20 protein-coding genes and 1 pseudogene are annotated in these 19,925 nt (G+C 69.3%); 14 read left to right on the forward strand and 7 right to left on the reverse strand.

Features of this window, described 5'->3' with window-relative positions:
• Positions 1-31: 31 nt before the first annotated feature.
• Positions 32-1,759: a glycerol-3-phosphate dehydrogenase gene (gene glpD / locus ACFZDJ_RS28445; protein ID WP_391062947.1), complete on the reverse strand. Its 1,728-nt coding sequence runs from the start codon at positions 1,757-1,759 to the stop codon at positions 32-34.
• A 438-nt stretch (positions 1,760-2,197) separates the two neighbouring features.
• Positions 2,198-2,671, reverse strand: a complete 474-nt coding sequence (locus ACFZDJ_RS28450) for an ATP-binding protein (RefSeq protein ID WP_391062948.1) — start codon at positions 2,669-2,671, stop codon at positions 2,198-2,200.
• A gap of 447 nt (positions 2,672-3,118) precedes the next feature.
• Between ACFZDJ_RS28450 and ACFZDJ_RS28455 the strand changes: the two genes are divergently transcribed.
• From ACFZDJ_RS28455 to ACFZDJ_RS28465, 3 genes are all read left to right on the forward strand, one after another.
• Positions 3,119-3,850 (forward strand): ATP-binding protein, encoded by a 732-nt coding sequence (locus tag ACFZDJ_RS28455; RefSeq protein ID WP_391062950.1) that lies wholly within the window; start codon positions 3,119-3,121, stop codon positions 3,848-3,850.
• A 279-nt stretch (positions 3,851-4,129) separates the two neighbouring features.
• A complete protein-coding gene (locus ACFZDJ_RS28460; RefSeq protein WP_391062952.1) occupies positions 4,130-6,388 on the forward strand; it encodes an MMPL family transporter in 2,259 nt (752 codons plus the stop codon).
• 210 nt (positions 6,389-6,598) lie between these two features.
• Positions 6,599-7,036 (forward strand): hypothetical protein, encoded by a 438-nt coding sequence (locus ACFZDJ_RS28465; protein ID WP_391062955.1) that lies wholly within the window; start codon positions 6,599-6,601, stop codon positions 7,034-7,036.
• On the opposite strand, the gene ACFZDJ_RS28470 is transcribed toward ACFZDJ_RS28465, so the two are convergent.
• Positions 7,000-7,692 (reverse strand): WHG domain-containing protein, encoded by a 693-nt coding sequence (locus ACFZDJ_RS28470; RefSeq protein ID WP_391062958.1) that lies wholly within the window; start codon positions 7,690-7,692, stop codon positions 7,000-7,002. The genes ACFZDJ_RS28465 and ACFZDJ_RS28470 overlap by 37 nt on opposite strands.
• 204 nt (positions 7,693-7,896) lie before the next feature.
• Between ACFZDJ_RS28470 and ACFZDJ_RS28475 the strand changes: the two genes are divergently transcribed.
• A complete protein-coding gene (locus ACFZDJ_RS28475) occupies positions 7,897-8,028 on the forward strand; it encodes a hypothetical protein (protein ID WP_391062961.1) in 132 nt (43 codons plus the stop codon).
• A gap of 445 nt (positions 8,029-8,473) precedes the next feature.
• On the opposite strand, the gene ACFZDJ_RS28480 is transcribed toward ACFZDJ_RS28475, so the two are convergent.
• Positions 8,474-8,989, reverse strand: coding sequence for a MarR family winged helix-turn-helix transcriptional regulator (locus ACFZDJ_RS28480; protein WP_168516047.1), 516 nt, complete (start codon positions 8,987-8,989; stop codon positions 8,474-8,476).
• 282 nt (positions 8,990-9,271) lie between these two features.
• Here ACFZDJ_RS28480 and ribB point away from each other — a divergent pair, with 282 nt between their 5' ends.
• The 8 genes from ribB (at position 9,272) to ACFZDJ_RS28520 (ending at position 14,561) form a co-directional block, all read left to right on the forward strand.
• Positions 9,272-9,925 (forward strand): 3,4-dihydroxy-2-butanone-4-phosphate synthase, encoded by a 654-nt coding sequence (gene ribB / locus ACFZDJ_RS28485; RefSeq protein WP_168516045.1) that lies wholly within the window; start codon positions 9,272-9,274, stop codon positions 9,923-9,925.
• A 17-nt stretch (positions 9,926-9,942) separates the two neighbouring features.
• Entirely contained in the window at positions 9,943-11,166 is a 1,224-nt protein-coding gene (locus ACFZDJ_RS28490; protein WP_391062965.1) for a 1-acyl-sn-glycerol-3-phosphate acyltransferase, read from the forward strand.
• Between the two features lie 7 nt (positions 11,167-11,173).
• Positions 11,174-11,737 (forward strand): hypothetical protein, encoded by a 564-nt coding sequence (locus ACFZDJ_RS28495; protein ID WP_168516041.1) that lies wholly within the window; start codon positions 11,174-11,176, stop codon positions 11,735-11,737.
• On the forward strand, positions 11,734-12,507 hold the full coding sequence (locus ACFZDJ_RS28500) for an SDR family oxidoreductase (protein ID WP_391062968.1): 774 nt from the start codon (positions 11,734-11,736) through the stop codon (positions 12,505-12,507). Before ACFZDJ_RS28495 ends, ACFZDJ_RS28500 begins: the two co-directional genes overlap by 4 nt.
• A gap of 3 nt (positions 12,508-12,510) precedes the next feature.
• Positions 12,511-12,930 (forward strand): hypothetical protein, encoded by a 420-nt coding sequence (locus tag ACFZDJ_RS28505; RefSeq protein ID WP_391062970.1) that lies wholly within the window; start codon positions 12,511-12,513, stop codon positions 12,928-12,930.
• A 97-nt stretch (positions 12,931-13,027) separates the two neighbouring features.
• A complete protein-coding gene (locus ACFZDJ_RS28510) occupies positions 13,028-13,222 on the forward strand; it encodes a hypothetical protein (RefSeq protein WP_391062972.1) in 195 nt (64 codons plus the stop codon).
• 108 nt (positions 13,223-13,330) lie between these two features.
• Positions 13,331-14,332, forward strand: a complete 1,002-nt coding sequence (locus ACFZDJ_RS28515; RefSeq protein ID WP_391063373.1) for a beta-ketoacyl-ACP synthase 3 — start codon at positions 13,331-13,333, stop codon at positions 14,330-14,332.
• A 52-nt stretch (positions 14,333-14,384) separates the two neighbouring features.
• A complete protein-coding gene (locus ACFZDJ_RS28520) occupies positions 14,385-14,561 on the forward strand; it encodes a hypothetical protein (RefSeq protein ID WP_391062975.1) in 177 nt (58 codons plus the stop codon).
• Between the two features lie 106 nt (positions 14,562-14,667).
• Here ACFZDJ_RS28520 and ACFZDJ_RS28525 read toward each other — a convergent pair whose 3' ends face one another.
• On the reverse strand, positions 14,668-15,684 hold the full coding sequence (locus ACFZDJ_RS28525) for a hypothetical protein (protein ID WP_391062978.1): 1,017 nt from the start codon (positions 15,682-15,684) through the stop codon (positions 14,668-14,670).
• A 411-nt stretch (positions 15,685-16,095) separates the two neighbouring features.
• Between ACFZDJ_RS28525 and ACFZDJ_RS28530 the strand changes: the two genes are divergently transcribed.
• Together ACFZDJ_RS28530 and ACFZDJ_RS28535 are read left to right on the forward strand one after the other, a co-directional pair.
• On the forward strand, positions 16,096-16,311 hold the full coding sequence (locus ACFZDJ_RS28530) for a hypothetical protein (RefSeq protein WP_168516031.1): 216 nt from the start codon (positions 16,096-16,098) through the stop codon (positions 16,309-16,311).
• 559 nt (positions 16,312-16,870) lie between these two features.
• On the forward strand, positions 16,871-17,692 hold the full coding sequence (locus ACFZDJ_RS28535; protein WP_229889569.1) for a DeoR/GlpR family DNA-binding transcription regulator: 822 nt from the start codon (positions 16,871-16,873) through the stop codon (positions 17,690-17,692).
• A gap of 206 nt (positions 17,693-17,898) precedes the next feature.
• Here ACFZDJ_RS28535 and ACFZDJ_RS28540 read toward each other — a convergent pair whose 3' ends face one another.
• Complete coding sequence (locus ACFZDJ_RS28540) at positions 17,899-18,279, reverse strand: PPOX class F420-dependent oxidoreductase (protein ID WP_391063376.1); 381 nt, start codon at positions 18,277-18,279, stop codon at positions 17,899-17,901.
• A gap of 949 nt (positions 18,280-19,228) precedes the next feature.
• Positions 19,229-19,908: pseudogene (locus ACFZDJ_RS28545) on the reverse strand (RNA-guided endonuclease InsQ/TnpB family protein); the annotation flags it as partial.
• Positions 19,909-19,925 lie beyond the last annotated feature (17 nt).

Genomic DNA, 19,925 nt, shown 5'->3' on the forward strand with positions numbered 1-19,925 from the left:
GTGCAGGCCCCGCTGGTGGTGTCCATGCCGGTCACCCCGTACGTGCAGGCTGTGGGTCGCCGAAGCCGGGTGCGCGCATCCGCGCGGCGTCGGCGCGTCGGTCGTTGGGCTGACGGCCCGCCTCCTGCTCGGCCTCAACCCGCTGCCGATACCGGTAGATTTCCTCATCGACCCTGGACTCGTCCCAGCCGAGCGGGGCAGACACCAGGCGGGCGGCCTCTTCGGCCGCCGCGAGGCCCCGGTCCTTGGTCTCCATGAAGATGTGGGTACGCCGGGTCAGGATGTCGTCGAGATGGAGCGCGCCTTCGTGTGTGGCGGCGTACACGATCTCGACACGGAGGTAACCGGGCGCGCCGCGCAGCGGCGCGCCGAGCGTGCTGTCCTCGGCGACCAGCTCGAGCACTTCGGTGACGAGCGTGCCGTAACGCTCCACAAGCCGCTGGACACCCTCGGGGGCCAGCCCATACCGCTTGGCCAGGACCGTCTTGCGCCGGACCACGCTTTGGTAGCCTTCGGCGCCGGCCAGCGGCACGTCTTTCGTGGAGGAAGCCGGAACGCTGTGGGGCAGTTCGCGCACGGCGGCGTCGACGATGTCCTCGGCCATCACGCGGTAGGTGGTGAACTTGCCTCCCGCGATGGCGACCAGGCCCGGCTGGAGACGCGCGACCACATGCTCCCGAGAGAGCTTGGCCGTCTGCTCCGCATCACCGGAGACCAGCGGACGCAGGCCCGCGTACACGCCCAGGATGTCGTCCCGGGTGAGCGGAGAGGCGAGCACAGTGTTGACGTGCTCCAGCAGATAGTCGATGTCGCCGGAGCTGACCGCGGGGTGTTCCTTGCTGTACGTCCAGTCGGTGTCCGTCGTGCCCACGATCCAGTGCTCGTCGCCCCAGGGGATGACGAACAGCACGCTCTTCTCGGTGCGCAGGATCAGGCCGGAGGACATCGCGATCCGGGAGCGCGGGACCAGCAGGTGCACTCCCTTGGACGCCCGCACCCGCAGCGAGCCGCTCCCGCCCGCCTGCTGCTGCATCTCGTCGGTCCACACGCCGGTCGCATTGACCACCGCACGGGCGCGCACGGTGCGTTCACGTCCGGTCTCCACGTCCTGGACGACAGCGCCCACCACGCGGCCCTCCTCACGTACGAACGAGGAGACCCGGGTCCGGCTGGCGCACAGAGCACCGTGGGAAGCGGCGGTACGGACCAGGGACAGGGTGAAGCGGGCGTCGTCGACCTGCGCGTCCCAGTACCGCACCGCCCCGACCAGGGCGGAAGACTTGAGCCCCGGCGCCTCGGCGAGTGCCGTGCGCTTGGTCATGTGCCGATGGGCAGGGACACCGCGCGGCAGAACGGAGGACATGCCCATCGTGTCGTACAGCAGCATCCCGGCTCCGGCGTACGGCCGCTCCCAGATCCGGCGGGTCAGCGGGTAGAGGAACGGCACAGGCCTGACCAGATGCGGGGCGATCCGCTGGAGCAGCAGGGCCCGTTCCCGCAGGGCCTCGGCGACCAGCTTGAAGTCGAGCATCTCCAGGTAACGCAGGCCGCCGTGGATGAGCTTGCTCGAACGGCTCGATGTTCCGCTGGCCCAGTCCTTCGCCTCGACCAGCGCGACCGACAGCCCGCGCGTCACCGCGTCGAGAGCGGCGCCGGCTCCGACCACACCCCCTCCGACGACCAGGACGTCGACCTCGGCGGCTGCCATCTCGTCGAGCGCGTACTCGCGCGCCGAAAGGGAAAGTGCGACCTCGCGCACGACCTCAGCTCCTCTCATTTGCATCGGAACCTGGCGTATGCGGCTCACCGTGATCCGGAGTTCTCGATGTAGTGGTGTGCAGGCTGCAATCCGCACGGCTGCGATGGACGGGGCGGCAACGTGCGCCCACGCACTCCCACCGGCGGCTGCCGTGCCTGACACAGAGGGCGATGGCCATCGTTGATCACCTTCAGAAATGTCGAGTGCGCTGTCCGAAGGGAACGCATCTCACCGTTCCCAACAGATTCCGCGCTTGTTTCCACGATTACTCTGTCTTAATCAACACGTAAAGTGTCTGTTTTAACGTATTTTTTGTTGGATCTTGAATCACTCGGGGGCGCCGGGTGTCCGGTGCCTCCACCGACTCCGCCCGCCGGTGCGCGAGGCGAAACGGGTGGCGAAGAACGGCAGACCCTCTGCCGCGCCGGCCGCCGACGGCTACCGCAGCAGCGCCCACACACACGTGCCGAAGGATGTTCGATGCACTCCGAACCGCTGCGCCAGAACGCTCACCAGCGCCAGCCCCCGGCCACCCTCGGCGATGTCATCACCAGGGCCTGAGGGGTCGAACTCCCGCCACACTCCGCTGTCGATCACCTCGACACGCACCTGCGAACCGCACCGGATCAGCCGGAGGGTGACATCGGCGGAGCCGCTGTGACAGACCGAGTTGGTGACGAATTCCGAGACGGCGAGGCGCGTCGCGTCAGACATCTCGCCATCGATGCACCACGCCGCCAGATGCGTTTCAGTGAAGGCTCTGGCCTGGGGCACCGCCGACTCCTCGGTCGGCAGCGTGCACCACGCCAGACCATTGAGGTGACCGGATTGCGCCCCGGGGTGTTCGGGCTCCGCTGCTGCCGCAGGGTGCCACCCTCGGTGCCCTTGATCGAGGGAGGTGGTGGCGGCCATCGTGATCACCTTCAGGGATGTCGAGTGTGCTGTCCGACGGGAACACATCTCACTGTTCCCAACAGGTTTCGTGCTCGTTTTCACGATGATCCTGTCTTAACCCACACGTCAAGTGTCTGTTCAAACATTTTTTCTGTTAGTTGGCTTGGAATGGGGCGTGTCGGACCTCGGCTCCCTCCCGGCCCGGCGGTGAAGCGGGGCGGGGTGCGTGCCACCGGCGTCAACCGGACGCCGGGATGCGGTCGTTCGTCGCTGGTGCCGGAGCCGGTCAGGGGCAGGGCCTGCCATCCGCGTCGGTGCTTCCCGGCAACCGGGCCAGGGCCGGGTTGCGGGGGCGTACAACCGGCCATCCGCAACATGAAGGGAAGGCTGCTCCACGCCGGTACCCGGGCAAGCTCGGCCTGTCCCGCCCGACCCGGTCGCCGGCCGAACAGGTCGGCTGGGCCGATGCCGGTCAGACGGCCCGCCCCGGCTTCCCCGGCCTGGTTCCGGAAGAAGGAACTCGCCGTCCGCGAAGAGCGCCGCTTCCGCCACGCCCTGCGGCTGTCCCGGCTGCCGCACCACATGACGGTCGAGGAGGACGACTTCTCCCACCAGCCCGAACTCGACCCGGGAAAGCCAAGGACCTGGCCGCCCTCGCGTTCGCCGGGGCCAGGGCCGACGTCGCCCCGCCGGGCCCGCCGGGAGCAGGGAAGAACACACCTTGCTGTCGCACTGACGGTCGCCGTCTGCCGGGCCGGCTGCACGATCCACTTCACGACTCTGGACGGCATGGTCCGCCGGCTCAAAGCGGCCGACTCCATCGGCCGCCCGGCCGGCAAGCTCCACACCTGCCTGCAGCCCGGCGTCCTGGTGGTGGACGAGGCCGGCCACCTCCCGCCGGAGCGGGACGAAGCGAACCTCGCCTTCCGGACGCTCTCCAAGCGCTACGAGAAGGGCTCCACCTTGTCGATGTCGAACAAAAGCCTCAGTGAGCGGGATCAAGTCTTCGGCGACGGCACATCCTCGCCACCGCCATCATCGACCGTCGCTCCCATCACCACGAGAACCCCGCGATCAACGGCACCGGCTACGGGCTCAAGAACCGCCTCACCGCCGCCGAAGGCGGCATCAGCGCCGTCAGCCGACACGGTCTCAAGCTGTGCACATCAGCCACCGGTCCACTCCCGCTGCACCTAGAGGCGATCTCCCACCACCTCTCGATCAACATGCCGGCGTTCGCAGGCGCATCGAGCCCGACTCCCGGTCGCGGCACAAGGCCGGGTGCCGCACTCGGACCACCCGGCGGCCAAGCGGACCGCACCGGCGCGAAGCGACTATAGATGTTGCATCATCGATGTTGTGTGATACATGATGGGACATCAATAGTGATTATCGATGTTCCGTCATCGCGCCTACCTCTCGCCACCTCCGGATTAGTTCGCCCCCAGGGCAACGGTTCGATCCCAGGAGCAGACCTTGAAGCAACTGATCTCTCTCTCCCTGCAACGACCCAAAACGATCATCGCCGCCTGGTTGCTGCTGCTCGTTGTGTCCGCGCCGTTCGCCCTCAAACTCGAAGGGGCCCTGAAGGCAGGCGGCTTCTCCGACCCGCGCGGCGAGTCGGTGCACGCGCAGCACACGCTTGAGCAGGCGTTCCATGAGGCCCCGAACTCCCTGCTGATCGTCCTGCACGACCGCGCCGGATCGGTGCGGAGCGCGGTCGACGAGGCCCGTCAGGCGGCGCAGCGCCCGGGCGTCACCACGATCACCGACGAGCGCGCCCACCCTGAGTGGGTGTCCAAGGACGGCCGGACCACCTTTCTCCAGGTCGGTTTCTCCGGTGACAACACCACCGTGCAGAACGTCGTGCCGACTCTGCGGGACGACGTGCGCGCCGCGGTCAGCAAAGACGTCGAGGTGGATGTCACCGGTGCTCCGGCCCTGGACTATGCGCTGAACGTTCATTCGAAGGAGGACGTCACACGGGCGGAGATGATCGCCTTCCCGGTGCTCTTCATCGTGCTGTTGCTGGTCTTCCGGTCGCTGGTCGCGATGGCGGTCCCGCTCGTCATGGCCGGCGTCACGCTGGCGCTGACCCAGGCCATCGGCTACGGCATGGCCCAAGTCACCGACGTCAACAGTCTGTTCACCAACATTGTCTCCATGGTCGGCCTGGCGGTGGCCGTGGACTACTCGCTCTTCATCGTCAAACGCTTCCGCGAGGAACTGGCCGACGGCCAAGACGTGCCGACCGCCGTGGAGCGCTCCATGCGTACGGTGGGGCATTCGGTGCTCTTCAGCGGCCTGGCGGTCGTGGTCGCCATGTCCGCACTCTTCATTCCCCGGGCCATGTCCTTCACCAGCATCGCCCTGGGCGGTGTGGCGGTGGCGGTGGTCGCCGTCACGATGGCGATGACACTGCTGCCGGCCGTGCTGCGGCTCCTGGGCCACCGCATCAACGCAGGCACCCTGCGCCGCCGCAAGAAGGCCGCCGCCGCTTCCGTCGTTCCCAAGGCCGAGGCGGGCCGGGTCTCCAAGCACCCCTTGCTGATCCTGGCGGTACTGGTGGCCGGGTTCGTCGCTCTGGCGTGGCCGGCCACACAGCTGACTCTGCGGGTACCGGTGGCGAGCGCGGACATTCTGCCCGCCGGGGACAGCGCCCGGGTCGGTATCGCACGCATCAAGCAGGACATCGGCGTGCGCGAGATGTTCCCGGTCGAGGTGGTGCTGACTGCCGACGCGAAGGATTCGTCCGCGCTGCTCACGAGCGCCACGGGCATCGCCGACTACGCCAAGAACGCCAAGGGTGCCGACACCGTACAGGGCGTCAGCACCCTGAGCCTGCCCCCCGGTTCGCTGTCACAGGCACTGGCCGACGGTACCGGGCTGGACACCGCGGGCAAGGCGGCCGTCGGACAACTGTGGACCCAGGTTGGTGACACCCTCGTCACCCGTGTCCTGGTCACGCCGGATGCCGACCCGGACAGCGCTGCAACGCACCACTTGGTCAGCGACCTGCGTTCGCATCTGACGAGCGACACCTCGCCGGGGGTGAAGGCCGAACTCGCCGGCGCCACCGCCACCGGTTCCGACTTCGACGACCTGGTCGTCGGCTCGATCCCGCTGGTCGTCCTCGCCGTAGCCCTGTTGAGCTTCCTCATCCTCTTCCTTGCCTTCCGCTCGATGGTGCTGCCCCTGCTGGCGCTGGCCTTCAACGTGCTGGTCGTCGGCGCCAGCCTCGGTTTCCTGGCTCTGGTCGCCGGCGGCGCCGACCACTCCATCAACAGCGTCACCCCGCTGATGCTCTTCGCCGTGATGTTCGGCCTGAGCATGGACTACATGGTGATCATGATCGGCCGGATGCGGGAGATGTACCTGGACGGCGCCTCGCACCGTGACGCGGTGCTCGGCGGTCTGGCCCGCACCGCCGGGCTGGTCAACGGCGCCGCGGCCATCATGGTCGCCGTCTTCGTCTCCTTCACCAGCGCCCAGATCAGCATCGTGCGGGAGTTGGGCATCAGCCTCGCCACCGCGGTGGTCCTCGACGCGGTCGTGATCCGGCGGCTGCTCATGCCGGCCACGCTGCTGCTGCTCGGCGATCGGATCTGGGGCGGCAACCGCCGGTCCGCCCCGCAGGAGGCCGGCAGCATGGTGGCCGCCGCCCCGGTGAGCGCCCCCGCGGGCACCGAACTCCCGCCCACGGGTCCGGATCTCTCAGCCCCGGCGCCGAGGTGAGCTGAGCAGCAGCACCGTCCCGTGCGAACCACGTTCCGCTGTCCGGCCCGATCCCGGGGCCCGGACAGCGGAGGGAGGCGGTCACGTCACGCCCACCCGGTTCGGCAGCGCAAGGCGGCGCACGGGCAGAAACGGCAGAACAGCACCGCCGCATGACGCTCCCGCGCACCGCGGACCTCCAGGGAATCCTCCAGAAACGAGTCGACAGCTATGAAGGCACGTGTTCCGACGCCCCTCCCGTACCAGTCCGTCACCTCCGCCCCTCCCCCGGCGAGCGGCATCTTCCGTCGGGCCGCCGCGCTGATCGCCGACCGGGGCTGGTGTCATGGATCGGGGCTGCTCTACATCGGCTCCCCGCATCGGCCGCAGGCGGCCAGCCTGGCCGGAGCACTGCTGTGGGCCGCGACGGGGCACGCGGAGATCCACGATGCGTCCTCCCGGCGGGCCCTGTCCCTGCTGCGAGGTCAGCTCGATCCGCACGGCACGGCGCTGTTCGACGATTGGGAGTTGCTGTGCGCGTGGAACGACACCCCCGCGCGCACTCGGGCCCAGACGGTCGCCTTGCTGGTATCGGCGCACAACGCCGCGGCTTCCGGCCGGGCAGCGGGGGCTCAGCCCAGCCAGGCGGCGGTCTCGCGGACCGTCTGAGCGAAGAACTCGGCCGGCTTTACGACCACGTTCGTCAGATGGCCGAAGAGTTCGAAGCTGATCAGGCCGAACAGCTGCGTCCAGCACTCCACCAGGCGCGCGGCCGCCCAGCCCGGCAGCCCGTCCGAGGCGTCCTCGGCCACCGAGGCCATGCGCCGCACCGGCCGCAAGGTGCCCTGTGACTCCGCCTCGCGGATCAGGCCGATCAGCACCCGGGCCACCCGGGCCGCCGGGGGCACCGTGGTCTGCGGAGCCTTGTAGTCGGGGACGGGGGAGCCATAGAGCAGGGCGTACTCCTGCGGGTGCGCGACCGCCCAGTCCCGCACCGCCTCCCACGTAACCTGCCAGCGTTCAGCCGGCGTGCTGCCCTGCGGTGCGCCGGCCGCCGCGCGTTCGGCGCACTCACCGAGTGCGTTGAAGCCGTCCACGATGAGTGCTGTCAGCAGGTCGTCGCGGCTGGGGAAGTAGCGATAGACGGCTGAGGAGGCCATGCCGAGTTCACGCGCCACCGCCCGCAGCGAGAGGGCCGTGGCGCCGTGGACCGCCAGCTGGCGGCGTGCCGAGCCCTTGATCTCCTGGACCAGCTCCTCGCGGGCGCGCTCCCTGGCGGTACCTATGGCGTTCATTGCGCTGCTGGGCAAGGTCCTGTCAGGCACGTTCCTGCTCCTTTGTTCCACTCAATGGCATATCTAATGCCGCTGTATGGCACATGCTTGGGTTAGGGCCATGTTCACGGGTGGTGCCCGAGCGGCGCCGTCCCCCCCGGCCCAGAAGTTCTCCATGAATGTTCGGACCAGCGACGTCTCGTTGCTCGATGGAAGAACGACCGGGTCGCCGCACTGCCCGACGAGGCGACGGACATGCTCGTGCCGGTGTTCGTGCACCACGGAAGAGCCACCGCGAAGAGCTTCGACACTCCCGGCCACGAGTACTGCCTACAGGTCCTCGGCTTCGCGGAGCGCTGCTCCGTCGCAGCCACGGCATCACTGTGAGCATGGCAGGTTCACCTTGCAGGCGGGCTTGCGGCAGCCGGACGACCGGGGGCCGGCCGCCGGGCACTGTGCACGTCACGCAGGGGGCGACAGCCAAGTCCGGTCACCGATGTCCGGGAATCGCCCCGGGGACACCGCGCACCTCGGTCGATGCGGCGGGCAGGGCCCGCACCCCGGGGCCGCGGGCAGACACACCGCCGCGGAGCCCGCCGACGGCTGCCCCTGCGGCCGCTGCGTACCGGGAGTCGGTGGCCGCCGTATCGAACGCCGTGCGCCCATGCGGTGGACCGCTGGTGGAACCGCTCCCGGTCCCGGGTACCGGCCGGGCGCGTCCCCGGGACCGGTTTCGCCGCGGGCTTCGCCCGCCACGCCCCCTCGTACCGGGAGCGGTACGGCAGGCAGCTGCGCCGCCTGCGCTGATCACTGAATGCGCCGCCGCCGCAACTCAGTCATGGAAGCGCGCCGCGAGAGCGGCGCCGCTCACGGTGCCGTCCAGGATCCGGCGCAGAGCCTGGATCATCACCTGCTTCTCGTCGGCGCCCAGCTGACCGGCCGCCGCCGCGTCCATCGCAGTGTCGATCTCCTTCAGCTTCGGCAACAGGTCCTGGCCCTGCGGGGTGAGGCCCAGGTAGACCACCCTGCGGTCCACCTGCCCCGGCGTCCGGCTGACCATCCCGCGCTTGACGAGCGTGTCCACGATCCGGCTCGGACTGTTGCTCTCGCATACGATCAGCCGCCCCACCTCGGCGAGGGTGAGCGGCTCCCGCTCCGCCAGTACGAGCATGATCTCCGACTGAGCCGGGGTCAGGTTCAGCGGCCTGAGCTGCCCGGCCATGTACCGGGAGCCCTCCCGCTGCGCCGCAAGCAGCAGGTAGCGCAGCTCCGAGTCGTCTTCGGGGCGCGCCGCAGCCGAGCCGTGCTCACCCGGTGGCGCGTGCGCAACGGTCTTTCCGGTTGGCATGGCGACACCTCATTCAGGTTGTTGGGGCCGCACAACACTCATTGCTGACGCGACATTAATACATCGATTATATCGATGATACGCCATGGATAGACGCGACCGCAGCCCGCCGGTGCGAGCAGACCGCAATCCCGCCCACATCTTGAGTTTACCTAATTGATGTTGCAGCAACGATGCCGCAACACGCATGATGGATCATCGTTTACGGGACATCGATGTTGAGGCATCGATATTGCTCCGAGACGCTCCACCCACCGCACCCTCCTGGCAAAGGAAACGCGAATGACCGTGCAGGCCCTGGACATCGAACCGTTCGTTCTCGACGAGGCCGAGGTGGCCATCGCGGCCATCTCCCGCGGCGAGATGATCATCGTCGTGGACGACGAGAACAGGGAGAACGAGGGCGACCTGATCGTCGCGGCCGAGCACGCCGACGCCGCCGCCATCAACTACATGATCACTCGCGGCCGCGGGCTGGTCTGCCTGTCCGTCACCGAGGAGCGCGCCGCAGAACTGCGGCTGTCCCCGATGGTCGAACGCAACGAGGACCCCAACGGCACCGCCTTCACCGTCAGCGTCGACGCCGGCCCCGAGCACGGCGTGACCACCGGCATCTCCGCGCCGGACCGCGCCAAGACCATCGAACTGGTGCTCAACGGCACCGCTGAGGACCTTCGCCGGCCCGGCCACATCTTCCCGCTGGTCGCCCGCCCGGGCGGCGTCCTGGAGCGCCCGGGTCACACCGAGGCTGCTGTCGACCTGGCGCGCTTCGCGGGGCTCGCCCCGGCCGGCGTCATCGTCGAGATCATCCTGGAGGACGGCGAGATGGCCCGGCTTCCCCAGCTGGTCGAGTTCGCCAAGAGCGAGGGCCTGGTCCTCACCAGCATCGAGAAGCTGCGGGAGTACGCCGCCCTTGAGAACGCGCAGGCGAAGTGAGCCGGATCGACCGGTTGATGTCCGGTGCCACGACTGCCGTCACCCGTCCGGCAGTCGTGCACCGGTACCTCGCCGGTGTCGAAGGCGGGCACCACGTGCCGACCAACGGGCCCTTCGTGCTGGTGTGCAACCACAGCAGTTTCGCCGACCACTTCGTGATCGACGCGCTGCTGGACCTCCTGCGTGACGACCCCTCTTTCTACTTCCTGACGAAGGCGGAAGCCTTCGTCCATCCGTTGCGCGGCAGATGGACAACCTCGGTGGGGGGCATACCCGTCGATCGCGATCAGCCCGGCCGGGAACTGCTCGCCTCGGTGGATCGCGTGTTTTCCGGTGGCAGCACGCTCGTGGTCTACCCCGAGGGCACCCGCGGCCCCGGGTGGCCGCTGCTCCCCTTCAAGGACGGCGCCTTCCGCTTCGCGGTACGGGCCGATGTACCGGTGATCCCCGTGGGCATGTGGGGCGTCCAGCACGTCCTGCCCAAGGGGGCCAACCGGCCCCGCCGGGCCACCGCGCGCGTCGTGTTCGGGCCGCCGCTGGCGGTCGACCCCACGCTTCCCCGGCCGCAACGGGTCGCGGCCCTCGGCAAAGCGGCCCGGGAAGCCCTGGAGTCCCTGGTCGAATCCGCCCGCAACCCCACACCGGAGCGCGACCGGCAGGCAGCACAGGAACTGGCCGACCTGGCCGAGGCGACCGTGGAGACGATGCTCAGCCGCACCGACACCCAGCCGGCCGCCCGCCGGATGCGTCAGGCCCGGCTTCTGCTCGACCTGGCGGACCTGACCGGCCCCGGCAACATCGACGCCCGCGCCACACGGGCCCGGCTCACCGGGCTCCGCATGATGGACGCCGCGCTGCCCCGGCGCCTGGCCATGATGCCGAAGCTGCGCCGCGAGGCGCAGCGCGTCGTCGACGCCGAGCCCGACCACCTGATGGCCAACTACCTGCTGGGCCGCTGGCATTTGTCAGCACCCCGGCCGCTCGGTGGCAAGCGGGAGCAGGGACTGTGGCACCTGCGGCATGTGGCCCGGATCGGAGCGCATGACACCCGCTACCCCATGGCCTACGCCGAAGCACTGATGAAGACCGGCAACGACGCCGACGCCGCGGAGCAACTGCGCGGCATCCTCGACGCCCCCGCGCCCGACGCGCGGACCGCGGACCGCAAACGCCGGGCCGCCGACCACTACACCCGACTGGCCGCCGACGGCGGCGGCCCTACCTCAACCCATGTGAGGTGAACCGCCCATGAGTTCGCCACCGGTCCTGCGGTGCGGCAACACACTGGTGGTCTTCGACGGGCCCCGCCGGCTCGTCTGGTCCGCCTCGGACCCGCGGCACTGCATCCCCGCCGGGCTCTGGCCCGCTCCTGGGCAGGCCGCCGAGGTGCTCGACCACCTCGCCGCCGGCGGCAACGTCCTGGTCCTGCTGGACCAGGAAAGGACCACCGTCCCGATGTTCGCGGACGAAGCGGCCCGCATCCCCGAGGAGCTGGCCGCCCGGTTCACGATCACCACCGACGGTGTACTCAGCGAGCTGCACCTGACCGCCCTCGACTGGCTGCCGGAGCACCTCCGCCGGCGGGGGCTGCGGTTCCTGCGGGACGCCGCCCGCCTCCTCGCGCAGCAGCACGACCTGCTTCTGCCGCCCCTGCTCGTGGAGGAGCCCGGCCCCGAACCGTCGAACCTGCGCTTCGCCCAGCTGCGCAGCGTGCGCCCGATCGACCAGGAACGCATCGCCCTGCTCAGCGACCGCCTTTTCGCCCAGGTGTCCACCGTGACTCCGCCACCCGCATCGGAGGTCTCTTCATGAACAGCGGCCTCGAACCGGTCGAAACCCCGGCCGCCCCTGCGGGCACCCTGGAGGGACGGGTCGTCGTCCTCACCGGCGCCGGGCGCGGCCTGGGCCTGCTGACCACGCGGGCCCTGCTGGAGCAGGGCGCCCAAGTGGTCGCAGGCCACCGGTCGCCCTCGGAGGAGCTGGCGCAGCTCGCCGACAAGTACGGCGACCGGCTGCGGCTCGTGGCCGGCGACGTCGCGAAGGAGGAGACCGCCGTCGCCCTCGTAGCCGCCTCCCAGCAGTTCGGGCGGCTGAACGTCCTGATCCACAACGCCGCCATCACTCGCGACCAGCCCCTGGTCCGGATGCCGGTGGAGGACTGGGAGGAGGTCCACCGGACCAACCTGCGCGGCGCCTTCCTCACCACCAAGCACGCACTGAGAAGCATGATGCGGGGCCGCTACGGGCGCATCGTTTACGTGTCCTCGATGGCCGCCACGCTCGGCAACCCCGGCCAGGCCGCCTACGCGTCCTCGAAGGCCGGGCTGCATGGCCTCGCGCTGACCGTCGCCCAGGAGTACGCCGCCTACAACGTCCGCTCGGTCGTCCTCGCTCCGGGAATCCTGGACACGGGGCTGGGTGCGACCGTGCCCCCCGACCAGCTCAGCCACATGATCCACAACTCCCTGGTGGGCCTCGGCCAGGGCCAGCAGATCGCGGACACCATCGCCTTCCTGGTCGGCCCCGCGGCCGACTTCATCAACGGCACCGTCATTCGCGCCGACGGAGGAATGAGGTACTGATCGATGACCGCTCGCAGTTCGCAGGTCGTGGTCAACGCTCCCCTGCAGGTCGTCCGGCAGATCCTGCTGGAACCCTCGGCCCTGGCCGACTGGAACCCCGCGTTCCTGTCGGTGAAGGCCCCGCAGACCGCAGCCGTCGGGCAGCGTTACCCCGTCCGGACTCGCGGCGTTCTGAAGGGATTCCTTGAGTACCGCCAAGTCACCGGCACCCTGATTGCGGCCCACTGGGAGGTGCCCGGCTTCATCGAGGACCACACCTGGGAACTGCGCCCGCACCACAATCGCACGCACGTCAGGCACCTCTTCAAGCACCGCGGCGCGCTGGCCGCGCTGCTGCGCCCGGCCTTCGCAGGCGTCGCCGAACTGCGGCTCGGCCGGCTGGCGGAGCGGGCCGAGAGCCGGGCAGCGGCCCGGGGGATGTGAGACGCAGCCCTCCGCCACCGTCCCCTCACCGCTGGGTCCGCTCTCGCCTTTCGGCGAGCCCGGGCCCCTCCTGTCCGCACCGGCCGTCACGAAGCAGGTGGTCCCCACGAATACTCCCCACGCCGTCGACCCGACGACCGCTCTCCCGCCACTGTCCGAACCCGGTGCCGCCTTCAGCGCCCCCTCCGCTCCGCCTTCGTATGCCAACAACTGGGCGCAGCCGCTGGCGCTGCACCAGGCCGACATCGTCGGTGACCCCGGCGAACTGCACATCCTCCGCGGCCTGGACTGAGTCCCCCACCGTGGTGGGGGACCTCCTCCGGCCCGGAGCTGCCGTCCGGCCCGGGCCACCGTCCGCCCTGTCCGTTCCGACCTCGGGAGACCTTCAGTGTCCGCCACCATCCCCGTGCTTCGCCCGCCTGTCGGACCGACGCATGCCCGCATCCTCGGAGTGGGTGGTTACCGGCCCTCCCGGGTGGTGCCCAACGATGAGATAGCGCAGCGGATCAACTCCAGCGACCAGTGGATACGGGAACGCTCCGGCATCGCCGAACGCCGCTGGGCCGGCCCGCACGAGACAATCGCGCACATGGGCGTCGCCGCCGCGGGCAAGGCCCTGGCCGAGGCCGGCGTCACCCCCGACAAGATCGGCTGTGTGATCGTCGCGACTTCCACCCACTTCTTCCAACTGCCCGCCGTCGCCACCGAGATCGCCCACCAGATAGGCGCCGACCAGGCCGCCGCCTTCGACCTGTCCGCCGCCTGCGCCGGCTTCACCCACGGCCTCGCCCTGGCCGGCGACATGGTCTGCGGCGGCAGCGCCGAGTACGTCCTGCTGGTCGGCACCGAGCGGATGTCCGACCTCATCGACCACGATGACCGCCATACCGCTTTCCTCTTCGGTGACGGCGCCGGAGCGGTCGTGGTCGGCCCGTCCGACACTCCCGGCCTCGGCCCGGTCGTCTGGGGCGCCGACGGCTCGCAGCGCGAGGCCATCGACCAGTCCGTGTCCTGGCTCGATCTGCGCGCTGCCCTGCCCGTGCGCTTCCCCGCGCTCACCATGCAGGGGCAGGCCGTCTACCGCTGGGCCGTCTACCAGATGGCCGAGGCCGCCCAGCGGGCGCTGGACGCGGCCGGCGTCACCGCCGACCAGCTCACCGCCTTCATCCCGCACCAGGCCAATCTCCGGATCGTCGGCGCGCTCGCCAAGACCCTCAAGCTGCCGGCCGACGTCGTGGTGGCCCAGGACGTGATCCGCAGCGGCAACACCTCGGCGGCCTCCATCCCGCTGGCCATGGAGGACCTGCTGGCGGTAGGTGAGGCCCGCAGCGGCGGTCTGGCCCTGACCATCGGCTTCGGCGCCGGCCTGTCCTACGCCGGGCAAGTCGTCCTGCTGCCGTGAGTCTCCGCGCCCCGAAGCCGGGCCGAATCCTCATGTCTCCAGCCCCTTCCGCGTGCTCGGGGAAAGGAGAATCCGCCGTGCCCACCGCAAGATCACCTCGTGGATCGTGCGGGCCCTCGGCACCCTCACCCCCGGTCAGGAGCAACGGCTCCTCGACCACCGCCTCGCCCGCCACGCCAGGGAGGTGGTGCGGCAGGGGGCGGACCGGGGCCCGCTACCGGCCTTGTGACCAGCCCGTTTCCCCGACCCTCCACCCGCACCGGACCTGCGGCTCTCACCGCGTCCGGCGCTCCACGGATTCCCATGGGACCGCGCGGGTTACACCGCCACGGCCTTCAATGCAGGCATCGGCCTTGTCCGCTCTCATCCGCCTGTCCCGCCCGCCATGTGGCGACAGCTCCAGCCGGGCCGGATGCCTCGCCGAGGGCGGACTTGGCGGTACGCACACGGCGCCGACGAAGCTCGCCGAGATCGGCGGGGCCGGCGCGGACGATCCAGCGGTAGGGGGGACAGGTTTCCTTGCGGACGGCGGTGACCCAGCCACGGCGCACCCAGCTGTAAAGGGTGCTGATGGGCATGGACAACTCGATGGCCAGGTCGGGGAGCCACCATTCATCGGTTCCGGGGGCCTCGCCAGGGACGGGGCGCGGACGGTTGCGGGTGGGGATGGACGTGGTGGGCCGGACGTCCTCCCGGAGCAAACGCTGGACGGTGGCCAGGCCGATGCCGTCCACACGGCCGGGGGCCAGGGTAAAGCCTTCCTGACCCAGGCGGCCGGTGATCTCGGGTGCACCCAGGCCCTGGTAGGCCAGTTGGCCGATGCGTTCGAGGAGGAGCTGGCGGTAGCCGGACCGCTCGACGGGAGGGGCGCTCCGGCAGGGAGTTTCGACGAGCCCGGAGTAGAGGACGGTCAGCGGGGCGCGAGCGGTCAGCGCCTCAGTGGCCTGTTGGTGACAAGGATGTTCGGCCAGGGCGGCACCCAGCGATCGGAGGGCCCCCAGCACACCGGGGTGGTTCTCCTCCTCGGCTTCGGCCAGCAGGTACCAGCGCGGGGTGGTCGCCGCCTCCCGTCGTACGTGGGAGACGAGCCGGCACGCCAGGCGCAGCGCCGGGTCCGGGGCATCCTGCGGCCAGGGCACACCGGCGGGGCCGGCCACCCCGGCAGCGCACGAACCCGGCCCGGCCGCTGCCCGCACCACGCCAGTGGCGAACAACCAGCCGTCCGGGGCGGCGAGCGCGGCGGACGGCCTGCCTGTTGCCGCTCCGGCAGGGTGCCGGCCGTGCACGGTGACGGCGCACCACAGTGCCCGGGGCGTACGCGAGCGGAGCACAGAGACCTCCAGCACGCACATGCTGCCTCCTGTTTTGCTGGTCTCGGCCGGATGGGCACCGCCGAAACCGAGCCGTGTCGGTACGGTCCGTTCCCCTGCCGCCGAAGGGTGGCGACGCTGGGTGTCACGGCCACGCTAGGAAGCCGCCCTTATGCGCCGCCTAAGCGGTCCGCCGCCCTATTGCTGTACGGCGCAACCGATTTCCAAGCGGGGCGCCGCAGGTGGTGCCACGTGACGTGGACCGTCGGCCCCGTCCCCGTCGGTTCCCGTATGCCTACGACGACGCCCGGACCCCGCAGACAGGAGCGCCCCCAGCCGGGGCTGCAGGCTGCACGCCACCGCGCACCAAAGACGCCGGATGAGCCTGTGTCTTGGCTCTCGCCGACCGTGCCGGCGAATTTTGTTCCCGTCCCACAATCGAAGGAGAGCGTGGTGCCCGAGTACCCCGAACTGCCCATCCTGCCGAGCAAGCACGAGATGCATCTGTGGTTGACCACGGCCTTCGCCGACCGCCTCGTCGTCACCCCGCGCGTCTCCGGCGCACGCCAGGAGATGGAGGAGAGCCAGCAGGCCCTCGAACCGGCCGCGCCCCCTGTCCGCCCCGGTCCCGGGCCGGCCCCGCAGCGCAGCCGATTCCCCGCCCGCTGACCCGGACCGAGGCGGAGAGAGCCGCCGGTCGCCCGCGGCCGTCTCCAAGCGGCAGCCTGCCCTGAGCTGACCGCGCCCGGTCCGGCAGACCGGCCTCCGCCCCCGGGAGATCACCCGAGAACACGCCGTCACGTTGATCGTCCACCACGGATCAACGTCCGCCGGACGCTGGCCGCTTCACCATCGCCCAAGACCGCGAGAACATCCTGCGGCCCAATAGCGTTCGGGCCCCTGCAGCACCTTGCGGCACAGGTCCGTTCCGGGGAGATGCCCTGGAAACCGTTCATCGTCCCGGCCAATTGGCCTGCGGGCACTGGAAAGCCGGGCGGTCGAGTGATCCCCGTGCCGATCAACCGCGAGGCGCACAGCCAGCGCAACACAGCCGGAGCACCGCATCACCTGGGTGAAGCAGCCGCAGGCATCCTCACCCGCTACGAGAAGACAGCCACCGTCCACCTCGCAGGCCCCTTCGTCCGGCCCGCACAATGCTCCGTAAGAAACCGCCTAGGCTGGTACCCGCAGAACAGCAGCGTGCGCGCCCTGACAGGAGGCAATACCGGTGAGTGAGAGCGACGGCACCGTGGTCACGGACGAGTCCGACGACCGGGGGGCGCTACGGCCGTCGCAGCGCCAGCAGAGAATCCTCACCCAGGTCATCAAGCAGGGCTCGGTGCGCAACGAGGAACTGGCCGAGCAGTTCGGGGTCAGCGTGATGACCATCCTGCGAGACGTCACCGCGCTGGACCGGCAGGGGCTGCTGCGCCGGACACGCGGCGGCGCGAGCGTGGAGCCGTCGGCACTCTTCGAGAGCAGCGTGATCGTACGGCTCGAGAGCCAGGCCGCGGCCAAGCGCGCCATCGCCCGGGCAGTTCTGCAGTACGTCGAGCCCGGACAGGCGATCATGCTCGACGACAGCACCACCGGTATCCACTTCGCCCGCATGCTGCGCGACGCCGGCCCAGCAACCGTGATCAGCAATTTCCTGCCCATCATCCGTGAGCTCAAGGGCGCCCCCGGCATCCGTCTCATCGGCCTCGGCGGCATGTATCACGAAGCAGGCGACGCGTTCCTCGGCGGCATGACAGTTGACGCCATCCGCGGCCTCTCCGTCGACCTCACCGTGCTCTCGACATCTGCCATCACGGCAGGCACCTGCTACCACCAGACCCAGGACACCGTGTCGTTCAAACGCGCGATGATGGATGTCGCGGCCAAACGGATTCTGTACGTCGACCACACCAAATTCGAACGCCGTGCCCTGCACGCCCTGGCCCCGCTCACCGACTTCGACCTCGTCATCGTGGACGAAGACACCCCGAAATCCGTCCTCAAAGACCTCTACGACCGCCAGGTCACCATCGAGGTCGCCAAAACCGGATGACCGCACGGCCGTTCCCGGACACACACCTGCGCACCGCCGAGCGCCCGACGCGGGGACCGAGTCGGCGTGCGACCGCGACCGGTCCGCGGGCAGCCGGAACGACGAAGTACTCGTCCACGCAACGAAATACCCTCCAGAGAGAGGGGGTTGTCGCCGAGGACCAGTACAGCAGGCCATGCCTTCTGGGTGCACATCTGCAGGTGAAGTCAGAAGGACACGACGATTCCGATCGCGGGACGTGCAGAGCAGCGAAGCATCTTTGTGGCCCAGACAGTCAGCCGTACGAGGAAGTACTTGCGGGCGAGAAGACGACGAACGCCTTCGGTGCCGGCGGTGTCCAGCAGCACCGCCTCCCCCTCGGCTCTCGGAGCGTCATCCGCGACCCGGCCTCGCGCATTGCAGACTGCGACGACGACTCGGCTGTTGTTGCGGATCCTTCTTACCTTCCAGGCGTCAGGGGTGGTAGAGACGTACAGTTTCCCGCCGTCGACCGCGTGCCAGACGGGCGTGGATACAGCTGTCCCGTCTTTGCGGTACGTCGTAAGGCTGACGTAGCGGCTGCGGCTCAGTTCGTCGAGGACGGTCATGATGGTCGCTTTCTTCCTGCGGGCAGTGAGGGGTGGCGGTTCGGACTGCTCGTCGTCCGCCAGGGTGAGAGTCGAAGCGGCAGGCAAGCTGCCGTTGCGCGTGGTCATCCCTCGGCTGGTGTCCGGCAGAAGGTTCCGTCGCATCGGTGTGCTCAGTGGCGAGGAGAGGAGCCTTGGGCGTGGTTGCCGCGGCAGCCATGCTCGGTGAAACCGAGCGTCTGGAAGCAGGACTCGTAAGCGGCGGCGGAAACGCCATGTGTTGAGTCACAGAGCGGGTCCAAGGAGCCGGGCACATCGGAGGGGTGAACCCAGGAACCGGCCGACGGCACGCCGGATGCAAGAGTGTCTCGCCGCCGTACCTGGGGCGGGCGAGTACGCGGACCGGGAACCTGCCGAACGTGGCACGCGTCACCGGGGTGGCCAGCAAGGTCCAAGCTCATAGCGCTGATCACCGAGCCGAACGACGTCCTCGCGCACGACATCCATGGGCTGCTCCTTCAAGTCCCAGGTTGCTTCCAGAGGCGCCGTCCGAGTCGAGTACCTCCGCATCACACGTCGCACCCTAGGAGTCGATGCCGTACAGCGGAATCCACAATGCCGCTGAATGGAACACGAAGGGAGGCAACGGCGGACCCCCTGCACGCCCTGGCCCCGCTCACCGGCTTCAACCGTCATCGTGGACGAACACACCCCGAAATCCATCCTCAAAGACCTCTACGACCGCCAGGTCACCATCAAGGTCGCCAAGGCCGGATGGACCGCCCGGTCGTTCCCGGACACACACCTGTGCGCAGCCGAGTGCCCGACGCGGGGACCGAGTCGGCGTGCGACCGCGATAGCACGAATGTGTGCCCCCTGATCCTGTCCTGCTCGCGGGGCCCGTTGTGCTGCTTCACCACGTCAGTGACTCCTCCCCCGGATAAATCCGGGGGGGCTTCTCCTGTCGTGGCTAGGCCACGTCGGGAAGGACCAGTCCGGCCCTGACAGCAACATTGAGTGCGCCGATGTGGTCGGCGTTGGCGGTGTGTCCGCACCGGGTGCACTCGAACTTCTCTTGCGTGGTGCGGTTCTCGCCAGACACGTGCCCGCAGGCGGGGCAGGTGCGGGAGGTGTTGCGGGGGTCCACCGGGATCAGTGCACGATCGGCGCTTTCAGCCTTATGCGTGAGGATGCCCAGGAACACCCCCCAACCCGCATCATGGATGCTCTTGTTCAGCCCGGCCTTGTGCCGTGCCCCGGGTTGGGCTGGTGCTCACCCTCGGAGGCGGTCAGGAAGTGGGCTATGCCCATGTCGACGCCGCACGCGGCCCCGGTCGCGGGGAGCGGTTCGGCGGGCGCGTCGTCACGGGCGGGAATGACGTACCACCGACGCCCCTCACGCTTGACGGACACGGTCTTGACGCTGCCTTTCACCGCCCGGTGCCGGTGCACGCGGACGTGCCCGACACCTTGCAGCCGCACGCGGCTGACGGGGTCGTGCGGGGTGGACTCCCACCGGCAGCCGTCCCCATCCTTGGGAAACTCGACCGTGCCGAACCGGTTCACCCCGCGAAAACGCGGACAGCCGGGCGTCTCACCGGACTTGACCCGACGGAAGAACGCCGCGAACGCCTTGTCGAGGCGACGAAGAACGACGACCACGAGGT

The organism is Streptomyces sp. NPDC007896 (assembly GCF_042959425.1).
In the GTDB taxonomy this organism is placed as follows: Bacteria; Actinomycetota; Actinomycetes; order Streptomycetales; family Streptomycetaceae; genus Streptomyces.